The 2,264-nt window shown below is 60.5% G+C and carries 3 protein-coding genes; 1 reads left to right on the top strand and 2 read right to left on the bottom strand.

What is annotated here, in order from left to right; all coding sequences use genetic code 11:
* The coding region (locus tag WBB95_RS21155; protein ID WP_424489349.1) for a YcaO-like family protein at positions 1 to 854 on the bottom strand (854 nt) is incomplete at its 3' end.
* Between the two features lie 136 nt (positions 855 to 990).
* Between WBB95_RS21155 and WBB95_RS21150 the strand changes: the two genes are divergently transcribed.
* Positions 991 to 1,611 (top strand): LysE family translocator, encoded by a 621-nt coding sequence (locus WBB95_RS21150; RefSeq protein ID WP_424489348.1) that lies wholly within the window; start codon positions 991 to 993, stop codon positions 1,609 to 1,611.
* 42 nt (positions 1,612 to 1,653) lie between these two features.
* Here WBB95_RS21150 and WBB95_RS21145 read toward each other — a convergent pair.
* Positions 1,654 to 2,264: O-methyltransferase (locus WBB95_RS21145; protein ID WP_424489347.1), on the bottom strand; the 611-nt coding region annotated here is incomplete at its 5' end.

Raw genomic sequence — 2,264 nt, 5'->3', positions numbered from 1 at the left:
GAGCCACGCAGCTCGCCGTCGCGGTTGTAGATTTTCAGGCAATAGGCATCGAGAATTTCAGTTGGCAGTTCATCTTTGCGACCCGGCTGGAACCAGCGCTCATCCGGGTAGTGCACGAACGCCGCGTTGGCGAGTTCTTCACCCCAGAACTGGTCGTTGTAGAAGAAGTTGCAATTGAGCCGTTCGATAAACTCGCCCAATGCCGAGGCCAGCGCGCCTTCCTTGGTCGCGCCCTTGCCGTTGGTGAAGCACATCGGCGAATGCGCGTCGCGGATGTGCAGCGACCACACGTTGGGCACGATATTGCGCCACGAGGCGATTTCAATCTTCATGCCCAGGCCGGCCAGAATGCCCGACATGTTGGCGATGGTCTGCTCCAGCGGCAGGTCCTTGCCCGCGATGTAGGTGCCGGCCTCGGAGGATGAGCTCGGCATCAGCAATGCCTGGGCATCCGCGTCGAGGTTTTCCACTTCTTCAATCACGAATTCAGGGCCGGCCTGCACCACTTTCTTCACGGTGCAACGGTCGATGGAACGCAGGATGCCCTGGCGGTCCTTGTCGGAGATATCCGCCGGCAGCTCAACCTGGATCTTGAAGATCTGGTTGTAGCGGTTCTCCGGGTCGACAATGTTGTTCTGCGACAGGCGAATATTATCGGTGGGGATATTGCGGGTTTCGCAGTACAACTTTACAAAGTACGCCGCGCACAACGCCGACGAAGCCAGAAAGTAATCGAAGGGACCCGGTGCCGAGCCGTCGCCTTTGTAGCGAATCGGCTGGTCGGCAATTACCGTGAAATCATCGAACTTGGCTTCAAGCCGGAGGTTGTCGAGAAAGTTGACCTTAATTTCCATGCGGGCACACCAGAATAACGGGCTAAACAAAATTGGCCGCCATTATGAAGATTTTCGCCGGGAAGTCTCAGGGTTTTCCAACCGGGCTGCCGATCGGTGCTACTTTCCACCCACCTCACCTTGAAGCCATCGGCCCATGTCCATCACCGACAACCTCTTCGCCTTCACCTTCGCCGCCACGCTGCTGACGCTCACCCCAGGGCTCGACACGGCGCTGGTCCTGCGCACCGCAACCGTGGAAGGCAAGCGCCAGGCGTTGCAGGCCACCCTTGGCATCAATGCTGGCTGTTTGCTCTGGGGCGCGGCGGTTGCCTTTGGCCTGGGCGCATTGATTGCGGTGTCCGAGGTCGCGTTCACCGTTTTGAAATACTGCGGCGCCGCTTACCTGGCGTGGCTGGGGTTGAACATGCTGATGCGCCCGCGCCGGTCACTGTCACCGGTCGAGGCAGACGGCAAGCCCAGCAGCAACTGGTTCCTCAAGGGCATGCTGGGCAATGCACTGAACCCCAAGGTGGGGATTTTCTACGTGTCGTTCCTGCCGCAATTCATCCCGCAAGGCCATTCGCTGATCGCCTGGACCTTCGGCCTGGTCAGCATTCACGTGGTGCTGGGGCTGGTGTGGTCGCTGATATTGATTGGCGCCACCCAGCCACTGTCCGGGTTCCTGCGGCGGGAAAAGGTCATCCAGTGGATGGACCGCACCACGGGCTTGATCTTCGTGTTGTTTGCGGCGCGGCTGGCGTTCAGCAAGCGCTGACAGCAACACCCTCGTCGCCACTGCCGCAACGTTGCCAGAGGCTCAGCGCAGGCGAATCGACAGTTCGATGTCATCGCCAAACGGCACCGACAGGTAGCCGTTCTGCGGCGAGCGCACGTGCGCCAGGTATTCGGGGCAATAGTCGGTGTTGTCGGCGACCACCAGGGCGCCGGGCCGCAGGTGTTTTTCCACCAGGCCCAGGACATCGCCATACAGCGTCTTGGCGCCGTCCAGCAGCAGCAAGTCGACGGCTTCCGGCAGGTCGGTGGCCAAGGTGACCAGCGCATCGCCTTCACGGATTTCGATCAAGTCGCTCACGCCGCCTTCGATGAAGTGTTCGCGCGCGAGGGCGATCTTCGACGGTTCGAACTCGCTGCCAATCAACACGCCACCGCCGTTGTCGCGCAGTGCCGCCGCCAGGAACAACGTAGACAACCCAAACGAGGTGCCGAACTCGACAATCGCCCGCGCCCTGGTGCTGCGCGCCAGTATGTAGAGCAAGCTGGCAGTGTCGCGGGAGACCGGCAGCCACAGGTCTTTGAGCAGGGTGTAAAGCGCCAGGTATTCGGTTTTGCTGTGCATCAGGCGGTCGCGCTCTTCGCGGGATATGTTGTTCAGGTTCGGGCTGGTGGCAGCGCCGGCTTGGGCATAAA

Source organism: Pseudomonas sp. (genome assembly GCF_049645325.1).
Classification (GTDB): domain Bacteria; phylum Pseudomonadota; class Gammaproteobacteria; order Pseudomonadales; family Pseudomonadaceae; genus Aquipseudomonas.
The sequence above is the reverse complement of the archived record's forward strand: the minus strand, read 5'-3'. Positions and strand labels throughout refer to the sequence as shown.

Excerpts from the sequence above, each read along its gene's own strand:
- WBB95_RS21150 (WP_424489348.1), top strand. The coding sequence starts at position 991 with ATGTCCATCACCGACAACCTCTTCGCCTTCACCTTCGCCGCCACGCTG.